Below are 14997 nucleotides of genomic sequence, written 5' to 3'. Positions count from 1 at the left end.
CCCGTCAAGGAAGGGCCGGGCGCGAGCCGGTACGATTGAGTCTCGTGGCTCTAACTATTGCAATCGTCGGACTGCCCAATGTCGGCAAGTCCACCCTCTTCAACGCCCTGACCAAGAACAACGTGCTCGCGGCGAACTACCCGTTCGCGACGATCGAGCCGAACGTCGGGGTCGTCAACCTGCCCGACGCGCGCCTGGCGAAGCTCGCGACGATCTTCGGCAGCGAGCGCCTCCTGCCTGCCCCGGTGTCGTTCGTCGACATCGCCGGAATCGTGCGCGGCGCCAGCGAGGGCGAGGGCCTGGGCAACAAGTTCCTCGCGAACATCCGTGAAGCCGACGCCATCGCGCAGGTCATCCGAGGCTTCGCCGACCCCGACGTCGTGCATGTCGACGGCGCGGTCGACCCGGCCGGCGACATGGAGACCATCAACACCGAGCTGATCCTGGCCGACCTGCAGACCCTCGAGAAGGCCGTCACCCGCTTCGAGAAGGACACCAAGGGCCGCAAGCTCGACCCGGCCGTGCTGCAGACGGCCCTGGCCGCCCAGGCCTTCCTCGACGCCGGCAAGCCGCTGTCCGCCTCGACGATCGACCTCGAGCCGATCCGCGAACTCGGCCTGCTCACGGCCAAGCCGTTCATCTACGTCTTCAACGTCGACGAGGAGGTGCTGCAGGATGCCGAGAAGCTCGCCACCCTCGCCGCCCTCGTCGCCCCGGCCAAGGCCGTGTTCCTCGACGCCAAGCTCGAGTCGGAACTTCTGGAACTGGACGAAGAGGATGCCGCCGAGATGCTGGCCTCCACCGGCCAGGAGGAGAGCGGCCTCAACCAGCTCGCCCGCATCGGCTTCGACACGCTCGGCCTGCAGACCTACCTGACCGCCGGGCCCAAGGAAACGCGCGCCTGGACGATCCACAAGGGGTGGACCGCGCCGCAGGCCGCCGGGGTCATCCACACCGACTTCCAGAAGGGCTTCATCAAGGCCGAGGTCTTCTCGTTCGACGACCTCGTCGCTGCCGGCTCGGTGGCCGAGGCCCGCGCCAAGGGCAAGGCCCGCATCGAAGGCAAGGACTACGTCATGCAGGATGGCGACGTGGTGGAGTTCCGCTTCAACGTCTAGGCTCGGGCAGGTCGGAAGGGGCCCGAGCGCACCGCTCGCAGCAGAAGCTCTCAGTATTCGCTTCGCCTAAGCGAACTTGCTCAGGTGCGTGATCCCGAAGAACTGTCGTCCAATCTGACCTCACTCCAGACACAACACCACACCATCATCATTCGGAGGAAACCACCGTGCCTGTCATCGCCATCATCGGAGCTGGACCGGGACTCGGAGCAGCAGTTGCGCGAAGGTTCGGGCGCGAGGGCTTCTCAATCGCCCTGATCTCGAGGAACCAGTCGAAGCTGGACTCCATGGCTGCGGAGCTCACTGCTGCCGGCTTCACCGTGGGTGGTTACGCTGCGGATGTACGGGTACCGGCGACGCTTGAAGATGCACTGGCGCGTGCCGCGGCAGAGCTGGGACCCATCTCCACGTTGCAGTACAGTCCGCTCCCGTCGCGTGATTATCTGAAGCCGGTGCTTGAAATGACTCCGGAGCTGGCTTTGGAGGCATTGCAGTTCTCGGCTCTCGGGCTCATTCACGCGGTGCGTACGGTGCTCCCGGCAATGCGGCAGGCAGGAAGCGGCAGCATCATCTTGATCAACGGCGGAACCTCGGTGAAGGCCCGCGCTGACTTCGCAGGCACATCGGTCGCCTTCCCGGCTGAGAGCGCCTACGGTGAGATGCTCCACGACGCACTCGAGGGTGAGGGAGTCCGTGTCAGCCAACTCGTGATCCCGGGAGGCATTCCTCGGCTCCAGCTTGTCAACGGCATCGACGGCGTCGCCGATCGCATTTGGGACCTCCACGCCGTTGCCGGTCCATTTCGAACGATGCTCATCCCGCTTGAGGACGGCAGGGAGTAGGGGAGTCACTGCGCTGCTGGCAGCTACGATGCGGAGATAGCCAGGATGGCGCGAAACGTGGCTCTAAAGGTTGCTCGGCGATGCCACTCGGTGGAGTTCCGCTTCAACGTCTGACTCGCTCGCCGCTCGCGTCGCTGCCCGCGGTGCGTTCCGCCGAGATTGACGGTTCCGGTCGAGTTCCCCTGGTGTGCCTGTCAATGTCGACCGGAACAGGCGAACTCGGCCGACAACGCCGTCTTCACCGCGGACTCAGGCCAGGGCCTCGATCTCGACCTTGTAGGTGGCAAGGGCGCGCTCAATGTCCTTGTCCCCGTGGAAGAAGACCGCGTCGAGCATCTTCATCAGCGTGGAGGCGTCCCAGCTGGCTGTGAGCGTCGTTCCGCTGTCGTCGGCCTCGACGGAGAAGGTGAAGATTGGGCCCAGGGAGGAATGGTCGACGATGCGCTCGTTGACCACATACTCCTCCCTTGTGAAGACACCGGTCAGGTGCATGCCGAGTTCGCGGTACTTGACCTCGTAGGTGGACACAGTCCCTTCGGGCGACCGGTTCACGGCACCCAGGGTGATGTTGGATTTCTCCGGCATCGCGGCGACGAAGTGCGCGGGGTCATCGATGTAGTGGAAGACCTTCTCCACGGGCGCGTCGATGTGGATGCTGTGTGTGCTTATCAGAGGGCATGATGCTCCGCTTCCTTGCTACGACGGTGATCCAAACGGATCGTGCGGTACGCGCTTATGAGGGGAGTGTGCCCTCGGCCGCATGGTTTGACAAGCAAGAGGGACTGGGCGGCCAACCGCTCGAACCGACCGCACGGGGGCTTGCCTTATACCCCCCCGGGTATTACTCTGGAGTAGAGACGAACGGAAGGACCCCTCTGGGACCTCCGCCGCACTGTCTACGAAGGAGACCCCCACATGCTTATTGAGCGCATTTATGACGAGGACCTTGCCCAGGCCAGCTTCCTGATCGGCTGCCAGCGCAAGGGCGAGGCGGTCGTGGTCGACCCCCGCCGCGACATTGCCGTCTATCAGGCCGTCGCCGCAGCGAACGGAATGAAGATCGTCGCCGTCACCGAGACCCACATCCACGCCGACTACCTCTCCGGCACCCGCGAACTGGCCGCAGCCACCGGCGCGACCATCTACGTGTCCGGCGAGGGCGGAGAGGACTGGCAGTACCGATTCGAGGGCGAGCGGCTGTACGACGGTGACGCGATCACCATCGGCAACATCACCGTCCAGGCCGTGCACACCCCGGGCCACACCCCCGAGCACCTCTCCTACCTCGTCACCGATGGCGCGTTCAGCGACAAGCCCGGCTACCTGCTCTCCGGCGACTTCGTCTTCTCCGGCGACCTGGGACGTCCGGACCTGCTGGATGAGGCAGCCGGCGGCGTCGACACCCGGTTCGCCGGGGCGAAGCAGATGTTCGCCAGCCTCCGGGACAAGTTCCTGACCCTGCCCGACTACGTGCAGGTGCACCCTGGCCACGGCGCCGGCAGCGCCTGCGGCAAGGCCCTCGGCGCGGTCCCGTCCTCGACGGTCGGCTACGAGCGGCTCTACGCCTGGTGGGGCCCCTACCTCGTCGCGGGCGACGAAGAAGGCTTCATCAACGAACTCCTCGACGGCCAGCCCGACGCACCGGCCTACTTCGGGCGGATGAAGCGCGAGAACCGTCAGGGTCCGGCCATCATGGGCGAGCGTGCTCCGCTGGAAGAACTGTCCGCCGAAACCGTCGCCAAGGACCTCGCCGAGAACACGGTGACGTTCGTTGACACCCGCCACAACACCGAGGTGCATGAAGGCACCGTGCAGGGCTCGCTGAACATCCCGGCCGGCAAGAGCGTGGCGACCTACGCCGCGTGGGCCGTGGACCCGGAGCGGGATTCCCGCCCGCTCGTGCTCCTGGCCGCCGACCAGGACCAGGCCCAGGAATACTGGGACCACCTCGTGCGCGTCGGCATCGACAAGGTGAGCGGCTATGTCACCGGGTTCGAAGGCCTGCCGCTGAGCACCCCGCGGCTGGTCCAGCCCGAGGAGCTGGACGGCTTCGAGTCGGCACTGCTGCTCGACGTCCGCGCCAAGAGCGAGCACGACGCCGGTCACATCCCGGGCTCACCGCAGTTGCACGGCGGTCGCGTGCTCTGGAACCTGGACCAGCTCCCGGCCGAGGGCACCATCGTGACCTACTGCCAGAGTGGCGTCCGCAGTTCGGTCGTGGCCAGCGCGCTGCGCCACGAGGGCTATGACGTGGTCGAGCTCGACGGAAGCTACATCGGCTGGGTCGCCCAGCAGGAGTCCCTGGAGTCGACCTCCGCCCGCTGACCCGGGCAGTTACCGCGACGCTGCGGGTGGCCTGCCGGCCGCCCGCAGCGTCGCTTGCGTTCGGCCGGCGTTCGACCACGAGCCGGCCAGCCCGATCACCGCCAGAGCCGAGGTGGGCATCGGCACCGAGTCGCCCGTGAGAATCGAGACAAGGTCTTCGATCCCGGGGTTGTGGCCCACCAACACGACGGTGTCGACCTCGTCCGGCAGGGCGCGCACCACGCCGAGCAACTGACTCGTGGACGCGGCGTACAGTCGCTCGTCGATCCGGCTCGGCGGCCGGCTCGCCAGCTCTGCCGAGGCGAGTTCCCAGGTGCTGCGAGCCCGCCTCGCGGGTGACACGACGGCGAGATCGATGCGGTCGATGCTCACGGCCAGCCATCGGCCGGCCTCCGGTGCCTGCCGCAGGCCGCGATCGGCCAGCGGCCGGTCGACGTCGGCCTCCTCGCCCGACCAGTCCGACTTGGCATGCCGCAGCAGGATGAGGGTGCGCTCAGGCATCCGACGCCCCCGGCGCCAGGGGGGCGCCGACCACACACGTACGCACTCGGAACGGCTTCATACGCCGAGCGTATCCGGGCCGCCTCGCACCTGTCGCCATTTCGGCTGCACTGGGGTGCGCGGATGCACGCGCCCGGTGCCAGACTGGGCGGATGACGCTGCACCTCACCGGCGACTCCGCCGCCGACACCCTCCTCAGCGAGGATCCGTTCGCCCTCCTGCTCGGCATGCTTCTCGACCAGCAGATCGCGATGGAGACCGCCTTCGCCGGGCCGGCCAAGATCCGAGACCGGATCGGCACCCTCGACCCCGCGGCGCTCGCCGGGTTCGACGCGGATGCCTTCGTCGAGGTCTTCCGGCAGACGCCGGCGGTGCATCGGTTCCCCGGTTCGATGGCCGCGCGGGTACAGACCGTGGCCGGCGTCGTCGCCACGGACTGGGATGGAGACGCGTCGGCCATCTGGACCTCCGGCTCCCCGGACGGCGCCGAGATTCTCCGCCGGCTGAAGGGGCTCCCGGGCTTCGGCGAACAGAAGGCGAAGATCTTCCTGGCCCTGCTCGGCAAGAGGCTCGGGATCACGGCAGCGGGCTGGCGTGAAGCGTCCGCCCCGTACGGCGAAGAGGGGTCGTTCCGCTCGGTCGCCGACATCGTCGACGCCGACACCCTGACACGCGTGCGGGAGACAAAGCGGGCGGCGAAGGCCGCCGCGAAAAAGCCCGGCGCATGAGCGCGCGCAGCTGGAGTGAGCTGACCGAGCGGCAGCAAACGGCGATTCTGGTGGGGGCTTCGGTGCAGCTCTCCCTGGCCGCGACCGCATGGGCCGACCTCGCGAAGCGCCCGCCGGCGCTCGTCCACGGACGCAAGGGCGTCTGGGCGGCGATCATCGGAGTGAATTTCCTCGGCCCGATCTCCTACTTCATCCTGGGTAGACGCCCGCGCCGGTAGCCGCACCCCGGGCCGTTAACCGCCGGACCGGCCGGACGCGCAGGCATCCGCATGGACGCCGCACGCATGGCGGTGACCGCCATGCACGCATGGCGGTCACCGCCACAGCCGCCAGACGGCGACACCCTCCGGAAACTGCTGACGAAGGGCGCCCCGCCGATCATCGTCTTCCGCACGGACGACCTCGATGCGACCTTCGAGACGATCCGGACATCCGGCGCCGAGGTGGTGCAGGAGCCCATCGACCAGCCCTGGGGCCCGCGCGACTGCGCATTCCGTGACCCGTCGGGCAACACGGTGCGGATCTCCCAGGCGCCGAAGCCGTAACCCGGGGCTGACACTCGGCGACCGCATCCGGCCCGCGCGGGCCGCGGGGGAAGGGTCTACTCTCGGTACCGCCCGACCTGTGACGGAGGCCAAAATGACCAGCACCGCTTCTCCCCGCACGACGAGCAGCGCCTCCAGACGGGTCGGCTACGCGGTCTCCGTCGCCATCAATGGGGTGCTGCTGTACCTCGTCAACGTGTGGCCGGGCTGGCAGATCATTCCGTTCCTCACCGAGGACTTCCGCGATGTGCTGGGCCTGGTGAACGCGTCGCTGATCGCCGGGATGGTCGTCAACCTTTTCAACCTGCTCCTCGACTGGCGATGGGTGCGGGCGCTTGGTGACCTCGTCACGCTTGCAATCGGGCTGGCCGGGCTCGTGCTGTTCTGGCAGGTGTTTCCGTTCGACTTCCCGGACGGCTTCGACTGGTCCCTGCTCGTGCGGATCGTGATCGTCCTGGCCATGGTCGGCACGGTCATCGGCATCATCGTGCAGGTCGTGACGCTGATCCGCAGCCTGGCTGGTTCCGGCGACGCCGACAAGTAGGCTGGCGGCAACCAGGGGGGTTGGCCATGAACGGCACCATCAGCAGACCGGGGGCGTTCGGTGGCGCGTGAGCCGATCGAGGATGCGTATTCCCGGGCTCGGCGCGATCCGGGATTCCTCGAGGCGGTGCGCCGTGACTATCGCGGACGCCACGACGCGCTCCATGCCCTGTGGTGGCTGGAACATCCGACTGAGCCCGCACCCGACGGCACGCCGTCCCCGCTGCAGGAGCTGCGCGAGCTGCAGCGCAGGGTCTTCTCCGCGGACGGCGGTTCCCTGGGCGACCCGGACGCCACCCGCTCGATCAGTGAGCTCCAGGCGGAGGCATCCGCGGAGCGCGGAGCGATAGAGGATGCCGTGGCCGCCGCGTCGGAGGGACGCGCGCCCGGGCTTGAGTCGCTGTTCCCCGCGGAAGGTCCCTTGGGCGGGGCTGTCGACAGCCCCGGTGCGGCGGGTACGGCGACCGCGGGTGCCTCGAAACGGACGCGGAAGGTCGTCGTGCTCGTCGGCATCGTGGCGGCGGCCGCCGGCGTGGTCGCCGGGACCCAGTTCGCGGGCGCACGCGTGGAGGCGGCGCCGCCGGCCTCGCTCACGCCTGCCGTCACGGCGAAAGTGACCTGCGACCAGATGACCGACGTCGTGACCATCCTCATGAACGCGGCGATTTCGCGCGCCGAGACCCGAACGACCGAGCAGGAGTGGCAGGGTGCAGCCGCGCTCGCCGCGCGAGTGCTTGACCGCGTGGACACCGCGGAAGGCACGACCCTGGCCAGGCGCATTGCCGAGCTGAGGGTCGTCATGTCCACCGTCGATCCGACCGAGGTGACGCCGGACGGGCTGAGTTTCCGGGAGTCGTCCACGTGGAACCTCGCGCTCCACGGGGTGTTCACCGCCTGCGACGCGGCCGGTACCCCGTTTGTGGTGCAGGCCTGGACGGGCGGCTAGGTGTCGTTTGCGGTGAGGGCGGAACCCTAGACGGGCGCCGGTATCGGGCTTAGCCTCGGTGCAGGGAAGTGTTCGCTGCAACGAAGCGCGGAGGTTCAGGATGAGCGACGAGAAGACCAACCCATCGGCCAGGCCGGGTGCCGAATCCCCGGTCGGGGACATGACGGAGCAGGGCGAGACCGAGGTGGGTCCGCACCCCTCGCTCACGAACCTCGAGAACTGGGAAGAATCCGACATTGAATCGGCTGCGGGGGACGAAGCGGAGGAGCAGCCCGAGTAGGGCCGCCCCTCGGTCGGTCAGGCTGCCTGGGGACCCGTGCCGCGCGCCGCGATGCTGGCGCGGACCTCGTCCATGTTCAGGTTCTGAACGCCCGTGATGAGTTCCTCCAGGCTGCTCGCGTTGAGCGCGCCGGGCTGGGAGAACACCAGCACGGAGTCCCTGAAGACCATCAGGGTCGGGATAGACCGGATGCCGGCGGCCGCGGCCAGACCCTGCTCGGCCTCGGTGTCGACCTTCGCGAAGGTGATCTCGGGGTGCTTGTCGGAAGCCGCCGTGAAGGTGGGGGCGAACATGCGGCAGGGGCCGCACCATTCGGCCCAGAAGTCGACCAGCACGATGCCGTTGCCGGCGATGGTCTCGTCGAAGGTTTTCTCGGTGATGTCAATGGTTGCCATGACACCAGAATATACCCCTAGGGGTAATTTGTATACCCCTGGGGGTATCAAAGGCGCAGGGCGGACCACGCCATCACGACGGCGACCATGGCCATGGCGGCGAGCCCCAGGCCGGAGTAGCCCGCCACCGCGAGGATGGGGCCGGCCAGCGCCCCGCCGAGCGCCCCGGCCGCGTTCATCGACAGATCCGAGAACCCTTGGAGCGGCGAGCGGTCGTGCACGTCGACCGCCTCGGCCACGAGAGCGGAGCCGGCGACCACGGATGCCGACCAGCCCAGGCCGAGGAAGATGAGGCAGATCGTCATGGCGGTCTGGGAGCCGTCGCCGAGCCAGGCGATGGTCAGCGCCGTGAGCAGCATCGCCTGGCCGCCGAGGATGACCGGCAGCCGTCCGACGCGGTCGGAGAGCCAGCCGAAGACGGGGGAGAGGGCGTACATTCCGGCCACGTGCAGGCTGATCGTCAGGCCGACGATGGTCAGTGTTGCCCCGTGGTCTCGCAGGTGCACCGGGGCCATCGACATCAGCGCCACCATCGTGGCGTGGCTGAGGGCGATCACGGCCACGGCGTAGCGCGCCGGCGAGTTGCTGCGGATGATGGCCAGGCCGCCCCGGCGGGGCCGAGGGGTGAGGCTGATGGCGCGGCCTGCGAGTGCGGTGAGGAGGGGGTCGGGCCGCAGTCCGAGCGCGTAGACGACGGAGGCGGCGACCGTGGCCAGGAGCGAGAAGGCGAAGGCACCGGTCATGGCCGGAAGCCCGACCACGGCGCCGAGGGCCTCGCCCGGTCCGAACAGGTTCGGACCCAGCACGGCGCCGATCGTCGTTGACCAGACCACGAGGGACAGGTCCCGGGCTCGGAATCGGGAGCCGGCGAGGTCGGTCGCGGCGAAGCGCGCCTGGAGGTTCGTGGCCGATCCGGCTCCCAGAAGCATGAGGGCCAGGAGGAGGAGCGGGAAGAGATCGAGGGCGGCCGCGCTGATCGCGAGCACGGCTCCGCTGCCCGCGATGAGGGATCCGGTCGCCAGTGATACCCGTCGGCCCCTGGCCTGGGCCAGACGGGCGAGAGGCACGGCGACGAAGGCCGCACCGAGGGTGCTCATGGTCGCGGCCATGCCGGACCAGGCGCTCGAACCCGACAGGTCCGCGGCGAGCAGGGCGCCGAGCGACAGGGTCGCCCCCATGCCGATTCCGCCGAGGATCTGCCCGGCGACGAGCACCCGGACGACCCGCTTTTGGAGCACGGAGTCCCGCTCGTCGTCGACGGGGGGCACGCCGACGAGGGGAGGGCGCTCGTCATTGCTCACAGATGGACTCAAAGATGAACGCGGATCAGGCGAGGGAGAGGAAGAGCTTCTCGAGTTCGTTGACGTTGAGCTGCTTGGCCTCGCCGTCGGATCCGGTGTCGATCAGGCAATCCTTCATGGCGGTGGAAATGATGGTGAAGCCGGCGCGATCGATGGCACTGGAAACAGCGGCCAGCTGGGTGACCACGGCTCGGCAGTCGGCGCCGGATTCGACGGCCGCGATGACGGCGCCGAGTTGTCCCTGCGCGCGCTTGAGGCGGTTGAGTGTCTTGCGAATGTCGTCACTGGGGTGAGTTGCTGCTGCAGCCATAATCACGCCACCATACCCTTTCGGATGCCATCGTCGGGTCGGGTAAGCGTCTTGCCGGGTAATCCCAGCCGGTGACGCTCTGATCCGTGCCGTGCGCGCCGCGGGCTTGCCTTGCGCCGATATACCCCTTAGGGTATCAGAATACCCGTCGGGGTATCAAGCAACAACAGGGGCCGTCAGCCGGCCCCCGCAGCGGATGAGGTCCAGGCGAATGCAGAGCGCTCCAGCGAAGCCATCCCCTGGCATCGCGGCCCGACTCAACGGAGTCGCCCGCGGGTTCGGCGTCGCCGGCGGAGAGCTTCGGCGCTGGCCTGCTCGTCGCTGGTGGGTGGCCCTCGGCACTGCGGCGTTCACCGTCGTCTTCATCGCGATTCCGACCGACCTGATCGATACGCCCTTCTTCGCGCGTGAGGTCCCGCCGACCGTGTGGTCCTGGCCCGTTCTGCTCGTCAGCGCGGTCCTGGCCGGCCTCGTCACGGCCACCTACATCGCCCACCCTGACGGCGCCGCGCCGAGCCGCGCCGTGGGGCGCCTGGGAATGACCGGCTGGGTTGTGACCTTCTTCGCGGTGGGCTGCCCGGTCTGCAACAAGCTCGTGCTCCTGGCGCTGGGCACGACCGGCGCGATGCAGTTCTTCGAACCGGTGCAGCCCTACCTCGCGGCCGCCTCCATCATCCTGCTCGGCTGGGCACTGTACGCCCGGCTCACCCGCGAAAACTCCTGCCGGTTGCCCGCCCGCCGGGCAGCGGACGCAGCGATCCCGGCCGACGCCGCCGTCACCGGCCGCACCGAGGCAACCGATCGTGTTCGCTGACCTCATCCTGTGGCCGAGGCGACGCCGGCTGATCGCCGCCGGCGCCGCCGCTGCGGCTTTTGTGGTCATCGCGCTCGCCTCCGGCCTGCTCGGCATCGGCGTCGCCGGACCCTGGTGGTCGTACGCGTTCGCGGCGATCGGATCCGGCCTGATCGGCCTGGTTGTCGCCAGCTACTTCGGAGCCCCGATCGGCGCCGAGGCGACCCTGTGCGACACCCGCTGGCCCGTTCTCGGCCTGGTCGCGCTGTACCTGGCGACGGATGTCGCATCCCTCGAGCCCGTGCTGACTGGCGCCGTTCGCCCCGTGGTGGCACTCGCCGCCCTTGCCCTGCTCGTCTGGGCCCTGCGCGAACGGCTCGAGAGCGAGCGCGAGGCGAACGCGGCAGAGCCCGGCGCCGACGGCGTCGTGTGCACCACCTGCCGGCCACTGTTTCCCCGATCGTCCGCCACCTCAGGCGGTCTTCCCCGCGCCACCCCCACGACCGAAGAGAGTTCCAGATGAAGAAAACCCTTGCCGCCCTCGCCCTCGCCTTGACCGCCGTCTTCGGGCTGGCCGCCTGCTCAGCGCCGGCGGCAGAACCGACCATCGCGGTGACCGCCGACACGGTCGTCGTCGATGTCCGCACCAGCGACGAGTACAACGCGGGCCACCTCGAGGGTGCCGTCAACATCGACGTGCAGGCGCCCGACTTCGACAGCCTCGTCTCCGAGCTTCCGGCCGACGGCGAGTACGTCGTCTACTGCGCTTCCGGGAACCGGTCGTCGGCTGCGGTCGCGCGCATGGAAGGCCTCGGCTTCACGAACGTCACCGACGCCGGAGGCATCTCCGAGGCCGGCGGGTCGACCGGGCTCGAGACGGTCACGACCCCGTAACCGGCTCGCCGGATGTCCGTCGAGTTTGGCGGTTTCGGCCGAGCTTGACCGGTGCGCCTGCCAAACTCGACCGGAACGGTCAAACTCGGCGCCGGCGGCCGGCTGCTAGCGCGACTGGCGGCGCTTCCCGGGGCGGGTCTGGCCCTTGACGTCGGGCGTGCGCCCCTTGCCCTTGGACGCCTTCGCCTTGCCCCCGGCCTTCTGCACCGGCGGCGCCTGGGCCGGCGCCGGGGCGGGGGCGGCGGCAATTTCCCGCCGGGCGGTGGCCAGGAACGCCACACCCTCGTCGGTGAGCGTGGTGGTCTCCGCCGTGCGGTCGAAGAGGGGATAGCCGAGTTCGGCTTCCAGCGCCCGGACCGACGCGCTCACCGTCATCCGCGAGACATCGAGGGTCTCCGCGGCGCGAGCGAAGTGCTTCTCCTCGGCGGCGGCGACGAAGAGCCGGAGTAGGGAGATGTCCACGGAGCGCCTTTCGTAAAGCCCGCGGGATTCGCGGTCGACTCCTCAGGGTACGCGCCGCGGCGGCCGCCCGCGAAGCGTGCTGGCTCCGGCCCGTGGAGTTCCAGCCCGTGGAGTTCCAGCCCGTGCAGTTCCAGCCCTTGGAGTTCCGGCTCGAGCGTGGTTCGCTGGGCAGGTGACCACGCTGCCGATGTTCCCGCTGGGATCCGTGCTGTTTCCGCATATGCCGCTGCAGCTGCGCGTGTTCGAGGACCGTTACCTGGTCATGTTGTCCCGGATCCTCGAATCGGACCCGGCCGAGTTCGGCGTCGTCCTGATCGAACGGGGCCAGGAAACGGGCGGCGGGGAACAACGGTTCCGCCACGGAACCCTGGCCCGGATCGTGCAGATGGTGGCGCCGGAAGGATTCGTCGGCCTGGTCGCGCAGGGCGGGCGCCGGTTCGAGGTGATCGACTGGCTGGAGGAAGATCCGTACCCCCAGGCCGAGGTGCAGGAGCTGGCCGAGCTCGTCTGGGACGATCGGCTGCTGCCGCTGCGGGAACGCGCCGAGCGGGAGGTGCGGCGCGCCCTGGCCAGGGCGAGCGAGTTCAGCGACCAGCTGTGGCCTCCGGACGTTGAGCTCTCCGGCGACCCGGCCGCGGCCGCATGGCAGCTCGCGGGGATCGCTCCACTGGGTCCCCTGGACCAGGTCTCGCTGCTGCGCTCGGCGACGATGGAGCAGCTCCTCGATTCGGTGATCGAATACACCGCCGCGCTGGGCGAGGCCTTTCCGGACGAGTGGCCGGAGGAGGACGACGACCAGTGAGAACATTGGAGGATGACCGCAACACTCGTGGCCAAGGGCCTGGCCGGCGGGTACGCGCACCGCACGCTCTTTGAGTCCCTCGACCTCACGGTCGCCCCCGGCGATGTGGTGGGCGTCGTCGGTGTCAACGGGTCCGGCAAATCCACCCTGCTCCGGCTGCTCGGCCGAATCCTCGAACCGCAGGCGGGCACGGTCAGCCTCTCCCCGGCCGATGCGTTCATCGGCTGGCTGCCGCAGGAGCACGAACGCGTCGCCGGCGAGAGCATTGCCGGCTACATCGCCCGCCGCACCGGATGCGCCGCAGCCACACTCGAGATGAACGCGGCGGCCTCCGCCCTCGGCGACGCCGACCCGCGAGCCGACGCCCCCGACCCCGCCGATGTGTACTCGAGCGCCCTCGATCGCTGGCTCGCCAGCGGCGCCGCGGACCTCGACGAGCGGCTGCCGATCGTGCTCGCCGAACTCGGGCTGGAACTGGGAGGGCACCTCGCCGCGGACGCCCTGATGACGTCGCTGTCCGGCGGACAGGCCGCCCGCGTCGGCCTCGCCGCCCTGCTGCTCTCCCGATTCGACATCGTTCTGCTCGACGAGCCGACCAACGACCTCGACCTCGACGGGCTCGAGCGGCTCGAGGCCTTCGTGCGCGGACTCCGTGGCGGCGTCGTGCTCGTCAGCCACGACCGCGAGTTCCTGGCCCGCTGCGTGACCCGCGTGCTCGAACTCGACCTGGCCCAGGGTGCGAATCGGCTGTTCGGCGGCGGGTACGACTCCTACCTGGCGGAGCGTGAAACCGAGCGCCGTCACAAACGGGAGCACTACGACGAGTTCGCCGAGAAGAAGGCCGACCTCGTCGGCCGGGCGCGGACCCAGCGGGAATGGTCCAGCCAGGGCGTTCGGAATGCCATGAAGAAGGCGCCGGACAACGACAAGATCCGACGCAAGGCATCCGCCGAGTCCAGTGAGAAGCAAGCGCAGAAGGTGCGCCAGATGGAAAGCCGCATCGCCCGGCTGGAGGAGGTCGACGAGCCGCGCAAGGAATGGCAGCTGGAGTTCACCATCGGCGCGGCCCCTCGCTCGAGTGCCGTGGTTTCCACCCTCGGCCACGCCGTGCTGCGCCAGGGCGGCTTCACCCTCGGCCCCGTGACGGTGCAGGTCAACGCGGGGGAGCGCATCGGGATCACCGGCCCCAACGGGGCGGGCAAGTCGACCCTGCTGCGCGCCCTCCTCGGCCGGCAGGTGCCGGACGAAGGCACCGCGAGTCTCGGCGCCAACGTCGCGATCGGCGAGATCGACCAGGCCCGCACCCTTCTCGCCGGGGCCCGGCCGCTCGCGGAGACCTTCGAGGGCCTCGTGCCCGACCTGTCCTCGGCCGAGGCCCGCACGCTGCTGGCCAAGTTCGGGCTGAAGGCCGACCACGTCAATCGCCCCGTCGACGAGCTGTCGCCGGGGGAGCGCACCCGCGCCGCGCTGGCCCTGCTGCAGGCGCGGGGCGTCAACCTGCTGGTCCTCGACGAACCCACGAACCACCTCGACCTGGCCGCCATCGAGCAGCTCGAACAGGCCCTCGCCTCCTACGAGGGCACGCTGCTACTGGTCACTCACGACCGTCGGATGCTCGAAAACGTCAGCATCGACCGCCGCTGGAGCGTCGAGGCGGGCCGCCTGAGCGAGTCGTAGCGCCGACTGTCGCCCATCCGGAACCGCAACACATGCTCGGCACCGCCGACGTCACGCACGGCCCGATGAAAGACCGGTTTCCTGATTTTGCGTCAGGTTTTCGTCCGGACTGCAAGATTCCTCTCACCATTGACAGCGCATACATTCTCTCTAGGATTGGGAAGAATGATCGTCCTGATGCAGGGCTCAGGAATGGTCACCCCCACTCACAACGAGAGCGAGAGCCGGCATGAGCTACACCGAATTGCGCTTCGACGACGAGGGCGCCCCGCACCGAACCGAGTACGCGCAGGCCTTTCCGCCCCTGAGGCTTCTCGACGACAGCGAGATCCCCGCCGGCGGGGAATTGCACTCGGCCCCGCCGTGCGTCGGCTGTTTCCACGCGATGGCCCCGGTCGGGGCCAGCGGCTGGTGGTGCTACCCGTGCCAGGAATACCAGTAGCCCGTTCCGTTATGTGTCGGGATTCGCCGGAAGGATCGTTTCCTTGACCAGGCGTCCCGCGCGGTCCCAGCTGCGCCAGGCGCCCACCTGTTG

At 68.8% G+C, this 14997-nt stretch carries 20 protein-coding genes and 1 pseudogene; 15 read left to right on the top strand and 6 right to left on the bottom strand.

All coding sequences use genetic code 11. The features are described 5' to 3' along the window. Positions 1–44 precede the first annotated feature (44 nt). Both ychF and E3T33_RS07810 read left to right on the top strand, forming a co-directional pair. Positions 45–1118 (top strand): redox-regulated ATPase YchF, encoded by a 1074-nt coding sequence (ychF, locus tag E3T33_RS07815; RefSeq protein WP_092321271.1) that lies wholly within the window; start codon positions 45–47, stop codon positions 1116–1118. Positions 1119–1285: 167 nt separating this feature from the next. Then, positions 1286–1960 carry an SDR family NAD(P)-dependent oxidoreductase gene (locus tag E3T33_RS07810; RefSeq protein ID WP_092321272.1) on the top strand — a complete coding sequence of 225 codons (675 nt, stop codon included), beginning with the start codon at positions 1286–1288 and terminating at the stop codon, positions 1958–1960. Positions 1961–2209: 249 nt separating this feature from the next. On the opposite strand, the gene E3T33_RS07805 is transcribed toward E3T33_RS07810, so the two are convergent. Next, entirely contained in the window at positions 2210–2614 is a 405-nt protein-coding gene (locus tag E3T33_RS07805) for a hypothetical protein (protein WP_277870631.1), read from the bottom strand. Between the two features lie 261 nt (positions 2615–2875). Between E3T33_RS07805 and E3T33_RS07800 the strand changes: the two genes are divergently transcribed. After that, positions 2876–4285 carry an MBL fold metallo-hydrolase gene (locus E3T33_RS07800; RefSeq protein WP_092321274.1) on the top strand — a complete coding sequence of 470 codons (1410 nt, stop codon included), beginning with the start codon at positions 2876–2878 and terminating at the stop codon, positions 4283–4285. A gap of 9 nt (positions 4286–4294) precedes the next feature. On the opposite strand, the gene E3T33_RS07795 is transcribed toward E3T33_RS07800, so the two are convergent. Then, positions 4295–4786 (bottom strand): histidine phosphatase family protein, encoded by a 492-nt coding sequence (locus E3T33_RS07795; RefSeq protein WP_092321275.1) that lies wholly within the window; start codon positions 4784–4786, stop codon positions 4295–4297. A 152-nt stretch (positions 4787–4938) separates the two neighbouring features. Here E3T33_RS07795 and E3T33_RS07790 point away from each other — a divergent pair, with 152 nt between their 5' ends. The 6 genes and pseudogenes from E3T33_RS07790 (at position 4939) to E3T33_RS07765 (ending at position 7828) form a co-directional block, all read left to right on the top strand. Continuing rightward, complete coding sequence (locus E3T33_RS07790; protein WP_092321276.1) at positions 4939–5514, top strand: HhH-GPD-type base excision DNA repair protein; 576 nt, start codon at positions 4939–4941, stop codon at positions 5512–5514. Continuing rightward, a complete protein-coding gene (locus E3T33_RS07785) occupies positions 5511–5732 on the top strand; it encodes a PLDc N-terminal domain-containing protein (protein WP_092321277.1) in 222 nt (73 codons plus the stop codon). Before E3T33_RS07790 ends, E3T33_RS07785 begins: the two co-directional genes overlap by 4 nt. 66 nt (positions 5733–5798) lie before the next feature. Further along, positions 5799–6059: pseudogene (locus tag E3T33_RS07780) on the top strand (VOC family protein); the annotation flags it as partial. Between the two features lie 94 nt (positions 6060–6153). Then, positions 6154–6603 (top strand): hypothetical protein, encoded by a 450-nt coding sequence (locus E3T33_RS07775; RefSeq protein ID WP_092321279.1) that lies wholly within the window; start codon positions 6154–6156, stop codon positions 6601–6603. Between the two features lie 60 nt (positions 6604–6663). Further along, a complete protein-coding gene (locus E3T33_RS07770) occupies positions 6664–7548 on the top strand; it encodes a hypothetical protein (protein WP_092321280.1) in 885 nt (294 codons plus the stop codon). 100 nt (positions 7549–7648) lie between these two features. Then, entirely contained in the window at positions 7649–7828 is a 180-nt protein-coding gene (locus E3T33_RS07765; protein ID WP_092321281.1) for a hypothetical protein, read from the top strand. A 17-nt stretch (positions 7829–7845) separates the two neighbouring features. On the opposite strand, the gene trxA is transcribed toward E3T33_RS07765, so the two are convergent. Genes trxA through E3T33_RS07750 form a run of 3 tightly spaced genes read right to left on the bottom strand, consistent with a single transcriptional unit; the run spans position 7846 to position 9834 of the window. Beyond that, complete coding sequence (trxA, locus tag E3T33_RS07760) at positions 7846–8223, bottom strand: thioredoxin (protein WP_092321282.1); 378 nt, start codon at positions 8221–8223, stop codon at positions 7846–7848. 47 nt (positions 8224–8270) lie between these two features. Further along, positions 8271–9524, bottom strand: a complete 1254-nt coding sequence (locus tag E3T33_RS07755) for an MFS transporter (protein WP_347233199.1) — start codon at positions 9522–9524, stop codon at positions 8271–8273. 25 nt (positions 9525–9549) lie between these two features. Further along, the gene (locus tag E3T33_RS07750; RefSeq protein WP_092321283.1) at positions 9550–9834 is read right to left on the bottom strand and encodes a metal-sensitive transcriptional regulator; all 285 of its coding nucleotides are present in this window, start codon (positions 9832–9834) and stop codon (positions 9550–9552) included. A gap of 211 nt (positions 9835–10045) precedes the next feature. Here E3T33_RS07750 and E3T33_RS07745 point away from each other — a divergent pair, with 211 nt between their 5' ends. From E3T33_RS07745 to E3T33_RS07735, 3 genes are read left to right on the top strand one after another with little or no spacing between them, the layout of a single operon-like run. Beyond that, entirely contained in the window at positions 10046–10648 is a 603-nt protein-coding gene (locus E3T33_RS07745) for a hypothetical protein (RefSeq protein ID WP_174843276.1), read from the top strand. Continuing rightward, positions 10638–11150: a hypothetical protein gene (locus tag E3T33_RS07740; protein ID WP_092321284.1), complete on the top strand. Its 513-nt coding sequence runs from the start codon at positions 10638–10640 to the stop codon at positions 11148–11150. Before E3T33_RS07745 ends, E3T33_RS07740 begins: the two co-directional genes overlap by 11 nt. Continuing rightward, positions 11147–11521 (top strand): rhodanese-like domain-containing protein, encoded by a 375-nt coding sequence (locus E3T33_RS07735; protein WP_092321285.1) that lies wholly within the window; start codon positions 11147–11149, stop codon positions 11519–11521. The genes E3T33_RS07740 and E3T33_RS07735 overlap by 4 nt, the downstream gene beginning before the upstream one ends. 105 nt (positions 11522–11626) lie before the next feature. On the opposite strand, the gene E3T33_RS07730 is transcribed toward E3T33_RS07735, so the two are convergent. Then, on the bottom strand, positions 11627–11983 hold the full coding sequence (locus tag E3T33_RS07730; protein ID WP_092321286.1) for a LysR family transcriptional regulator: 357 nt from the start codon (positions 11981–11983) through the stop codon (positions 11627–11629). A gap of 172 nt (positions 11984–12155) precedes the next feature. Here E3T33_RS07730 and E3T33_RS07725 point away from each other — a divergent pair, with 172 nt between their 5' ends. The 3 genes from E3T33_RS07725 (at position 12156) to E3T33_RS07715 (ending at position 14904) form a co-directional block, all read left to right on the top strand. Then, positions 12156–12785 carry an LON peptidase substrate-binding domain-containing protein gene (locus E3T33_RS07725; RefSeq protein ID WP_241982868.1) on the top strand — a complete coding sequence of 210 codons (630 nt, stop codon included), beginning with the start codon at positions 12156–12158 and terminating at the stop codon, positions 12783–12785. A gap of 12 nt (positions 12786–12797) precedes the next feature. Then, on the top strand, positions 12798–14462 hold the full coding sequence (locus tag E3T33_RS07720; protein ID WP_092321287.1) for an ABC-F family ATP-binding cassette domain-containing protein: 1665 nt from the start codon (positions 12798–12800) through the stop codon (positions 14460–14462). Between the two features lie 229 nt (positions 14463–14691). Next, on the top strand, positions 14692–14904 hold the full coding sequence (locus E3T33_RS07715; RefSeq protein ID WP_092321288.1) for a hypothetical protein: 213 nt from the start codon (positions 14692–14694) through the stop codon (positions 14902–14904). Positions 14905–14997: the final 93 nt, after the last annotated feature.

Origin of the sequence: Cryobacterium sp. TMT1-2-1 (assembly GCF_004403955.1) — a bacterium.
Classification (GTDB): domain Bacteria; phylum Actinomycetota; class Actinomycetes; order Actinomycetales; family Microbacteriaceae; genus Cryobacterium; species Cryobacterium psychrotolerans.
This window is presented reverse-complemented; position numbering and strand designations above follow the sequence as displayed.